This window comes from uncultured Aurantimicrobium sp., assembly GCF_936931525.1.
GTDB lineage: Bacteria > Actinomycetota > Actinomycetes > Actinomycetales > Microbacteriaceae > Aurantimicrobium.
The window spans coordinates 1-4000 of record NZ_CAKZII010000038.1; the positions used below are offsets into that span (position 1 = coordinate 1).

At 53.4% G+C, this 4000-nt stretch carries 5 protein-coding genes and 1 pseudogene; 3 read left to right on the forward strand and 3 right to left on the reverse strand.

What is annotated here, in order from left to right:
- The coding region (locus tag Q0362_RS01825) for a hypothetical protein (RefSeq protein ID WP_298119163.1) at positions 1-319 on the forward strand (319 nt) is incomplete at its 5' end.
- Positions 320-384: 65 nt separating this feature from the next.
- Here the strand turns inward: Q0362_RS01825 and Q0362_RS01830 are convergent.
- Entirely contained in the window at positions 385-624 is a 240-nt protein-coding gene (locus Q0362_RS01830; RefSeq protein WP_298119165.1) for a zf-HC2 domain-containing protein, read from the reverse strand.
- A complete protein-coding gene (locus tag Q0362_RS01835; protein WP_239406851.1) occupies positions 624-1199 on the reverse strand; it encodes a sigma-70 family RNA polymerase sigma factor in 576 nt (191 codons plus the stop codon). The genes Q0362_RS01830 and Q0362_RS01835 overlap by 1 nt, the downstream gene beginning before the upstream one ends.
- 90 nt (positions 1200-1289) lie before the next feature.
- Between Q0362_RS01835 and aroA the strand changes: the two genes are divergently transcribed.
- Entirely contained in the window at positions 1290-2669 is a 1380-nt protein-coding gene (gene aroA, locus Q0362_RS01840; protein ID WP_298119171.1) for a 3-phosphoshikimate 1-carboxyvinyltransferase, read from the forward strand.
- Positions 2666-3695: pseudogene (gene rsgA / locus Q0362_RS01845) on the forward strand (ribosome small subunit-dependent GTPase A). The gene aroA and the pseudogene rsgA overlap by 4 nt, the downstream one beginning before the upstream one ends.
- Here the strand turns inward: rsgA and Q0362_RS01850 are convergent.
- A complete protein-coding gene (locus Q0362_RS01850) occupies positions 3692-3997 on the reverse strand; it encodes a sugar nucleotide-binding protein (RefSeq protein ID WP_298119173.1) in 306 nt (101 codons plus the stop codon). The pseudogene rsgA and the gene Q0362_RS01850 sit on opposite strands and share 4 nt — an antisense overlap.
- Positions 3998-4000: the final 3 nt, after the last annotated feature.

The window sequence follows — 4000 nt, forward strand, 5'->3', positions numbered from 1 at the left end:
CGACCTGGTTGCTGAGTTGGAGAAGACTCCAAACCCAGCTATTGCTATCGTTCGTCTCGAGCAGTACTACCCAGCACCTATGCATCAGCTCAACGAAGTTCTTGCCACCTACCCCAACGCTGAGTTGGTTTGGTACCAAGACGAGCCTGCCAACCAGGGTGCATGGCCATTCATGCTTCTCGAAGTATCACCACGACTTGAAGGTCGCGTTCTGCGTAATGTTTCTCGCCCCGCTTCAGCATCACCTGCTGTGGGATCTGCGAAGCGTCACGCCGTTGAAGCTGCTGAGATTCTCGAACGAGCACTCAACCTCGGCTAACACAAGCACACAACAATGCCCACGAGATGTTTCTCGTGGGCATTGTTCGTTAATCCATTAATGAATTAGTGCTGCTGCATGCTGCGCAATCTCTGAAGCACCTCAGACTTGAGCTCTTCAGGTGCCGTCTCTTCACATGCGCGCTTCACAGCTTCAGTCAGCACGACACCGACTCGGTGTTCGTCTGAGCAATCAACGCAGTTCTCCATGTGTGCACGAATATCTGCAGCCTCTTCGCTACATAATTCGTTGTGGAGATACTCTTCAAGGTCCTTCTTGGCCTTGTCGCAACCGCAGTCACCCATTACTTGCCCTTTCCAATGCCTTGCTCACGTGCATAGTCAGCTAATTGTTCGCGGAGTAGCTTTCTTCCGCGGTGAAGTCTGCTCATGACAGTTCCCGTGGGAGTGTCCATAATGTCTGCTACCTCCTGGTAGCTATATCCCTCAACATCTACCAAGTAGACGGCAGCTCTGAAGTCTTCTGGGATTGCCTGCAAAGCATCTTTGACTGCACTTGCAGGCAAGTGATCAATAGCTTCTGCCTCTGCGGAGCGACTGGAAGTTGCAGTTCTGCTCTCTGCATCTCCGAGTTGCCAGTCTTCTAATTCTTCAAGTGGCGAGTAGAAGGGCTGGTTCTGGAGCTTGCGGTATTGGTTGATGTAGGTGTTCTCAAGAATGCGGTGAAGCCAGGCTTTGATGTTTGTTCCTTGTTGGAACTGATCAAAGGCAGCAAATGCCTTGAGATAGGTTTCTTGCACCAAATCATTGGCGTCTACGCGGTTCCCGGTCTTGCGCATGGCATGGGCATAGAGCTTGTCAATGTGCTCCATGGCCTGTTCTTCAAACAGTGCGCTTTTGGCAGAGGGTGCAGTAGTCATCTGTTGTAAGCCTACGCCTGCCCTGTCTAACGTGACGGAACCAGCCATAAGCGCCCACTCCTCTGCTAAATCCTCGATAACCTAGAACAGATGTTGACCTCTCCTTATTCCCGGCCCGAATTTGACCCTTATGGGTCAAACGACGTCCCCGATGTCGATTCAGGTCACTGGAAGGCCCCTCTGGCTGATCAGCCGGTAACAGGTGAGCTTCAAATCCCAGGTTCCAAGTCGTTGACTAACCGTGAACTTGTTCTTGCCGCACTGGCAGATGGACCCTCCACAATCAAGCGTCCGCTTCACTCCCGCGATAGTCGACTCATGATCGAGGCACTGAGGTCACTGGGCGCAGAAATTATTGAAGTTCCAGGAGAAGGTGCTTTCGGCCCTGATTGGAAAATCACCCCTAGTGAATTGATTGGATCAACCACCATTGATTGTGGTCTTGCCGGTACCGTCATGCGCTTCATGCCTCCAGTGGCATCTTTGGCTCTGGGACCCACCACTTTTGATGGCGATGAAGGTGCGCGTCGTCGCCCTATGGCAACAACTATCTCCTCGCTCCGCGCTTTAGGCGTGGATGTAGCTGATGAAGGTCGCGGCAGCTTGCCATTCACCGTTCATGGAACTGGGAACGTTGCCGGCGGTGCGCTGACCATCGATGCATCGAGCTCCAGCCAGTTTGTCTCTGGCTTGTTGCTTTCTGCCTCTCGCTTTGAGAACGGGCTCGATCTCACTCACTCTGGTGAGCGACTCCCCAGCCTCCCCCACATCGAGATGACCATCGAGGTGCTTCGTGCTCGTGGCGTCGAGGTCGAAAGCCCTGAAGTTGGCCGTTGGATAGTCAAGCCAGGCCCCATTTCTGCAATAGATGTTCAGATCGAGCCAGACCTTTCCAACGCAGCACCATTCTTGGCTGCTGCAGTTGTGACTGGCGGATCTGTCACGATTTCTGGCTGGCCAAGCGAAACAACTCAGGTGGGCAACGACTTACTTGAGATCTTGCCTCTCTTCGGTGCGACCGTCTCTCGTGAGAGCGACAAGGTGACTGTCACAGGAAAGAGTGACGAAGCAGGAAACCCTGTGGTTCACGGCATCACACTTGACCTCACCACTGGTGGCGAACTTGCCCCTGCAATCGTTGCCATTGCTGCTCTGGCATCAACTCCGAGCACCATCACGGGTATTGGTCACATTCGCCACCACGAGACTGATCGCCTTGCTGCACTGGCTAACGAAATCAACAAACTGGGTGGCAAGGTTACTGAACTTGAAGACGGTCTACAGATTGAACCTGCCCAGCTCCATGGCGGTGTGTGGTTGAGCTACGAAGACCACCGCATGGCAACCTCAGGAGCCATTATTGGCCTAGTCGTGCCTGGTGTTGAGGTTGAGAACATTGGAACCACGTCAAAGACCCTGCCTGAATTCCCTGAACTCTGGACTGGCCTTGTGGAGTCTTCTCACTCATGAGTTGGTGGTCTGCGAACTCTGACGAGAACTCACTCGGTGAGCAATACGACGAGTCAGACATTCGGATTCGTCCGAACCCCAAAGCAAACAAGCCCAGAACGAAAACCCGTCCCGACCACGCGGACGCCGTCACCGGAATGGTGACAGGCGTTGACCGTGGTCGATACACCGTTCTCATCAATGAGATACCCGTCACGTGCTCGCGGGCCCGTGAACTGAGTAAGAACGCCATTGTGATTGGTGACTTCGTCAACGTCGTTGGCGATGTCACCGGTGAGCCCGGCAGCCTTGCACGCATTGTTCGCGTAGACCCCAGAAGTACCATTCTTCGCCGAAGTGCAGATGACACTGACGCGGTAGAACGCGTGATTGTTGCTAACGCAGACCAACTGCTTATTGTGATTGCCGCCGCAAACCCAGAGCCTCGGGTTCGTTTGGTGGACCGCTATCTGGTTGCTGCTTTTGATGCAGGAATTAAGCCACTCATTGTCATCACGAAGTGTGACACTCATGATCCTTCAGAATTCTTGGCTAACTTTGCCGGGCTTGATGTTCCCATCTTCCGAAGTGGCACTGACCAAGTTCCTCTTGAGGAACTCCAGCAGGCCCTCGCAGGGCACACAACGGTGGCTGTGGGGCACTCTGGCGTGGGAAAGTCCACACTGGTCAACGTGCTTGTTCCTGGAGCACACCGCGCTACTGGCCATGTCAACGAAGTGACAGGCCGTGGCCGTCACACATCGAGCTCCAGCATCTGCTTCAAGTTAGAGACACCTTTTGGAAACGGCTGGATCATTGACACACCAGGCGTTCGTTCCTTCGGCCTGGGGCACGTGAACCCAGACAATATCTTGGGTTCTTTTAGTGACCTCACTGAAATTGCAGAGAAATGCCCCAGAGGATGCTCTCACCTCGCTGATGCACCTGACTGTGCTCTCAATGAAGCTCAAGAAGCTGGCCAACGGCGATGCTGGAGCAACCAGGCTGGACTCACTCCATCGCCTGCTTGCGACGTTCAAAGATTAAGCCAGATACTCCTGGAGTCTGTCTTCCCAGTTTGCTGGGATGAAACCAGTTGCTTCAATCTTGGAAAGATCCAGCATGCTCCACAGCGGTCTGGGAGCAATGCCTTCTTTACCTGAGAAATACTGTTCAGTTGTCACGCCGGTGACATCTGCAGGATTGTGCCCTGTCAGCTCATATACCTGTGCTGCAATATCTGCCCAGCTAGAAGCTGGGCCTCCGTTGCTGAGGTTGTAAGTACCAAAGGGAGACTTGGATTCAATGAGATGTCGAATTGCTGCTGCAAGATCTTGCGTGAAGGTCAAACG

What these genes read in the sequence shown, in the direction of transcription:
- Q0362_RS01830 (WP_298119165.1), bottom strand. Translation starts at nt 624, where the DNA reads ATGGGTGACTGCGGTTGCGACAAGGCCAAGAAGGACCTTGAAGAGTAT.
- Q0362_RS01835 (WP_239406851.1), bottom strand. Translation starts at nt 1,199, where the DNA reads ATGACTACTGCACCCTCTGCCAAAAGCGCACTGTTTGAAGAACAGGCC.
- aroA (WP_298119171.1), top strand. Translation starts at nt 1,290, where the DNA reads ATGTTGACCTCTCCTTATTCCCGGCCCGAATTTGACCCTTATGGGTCA.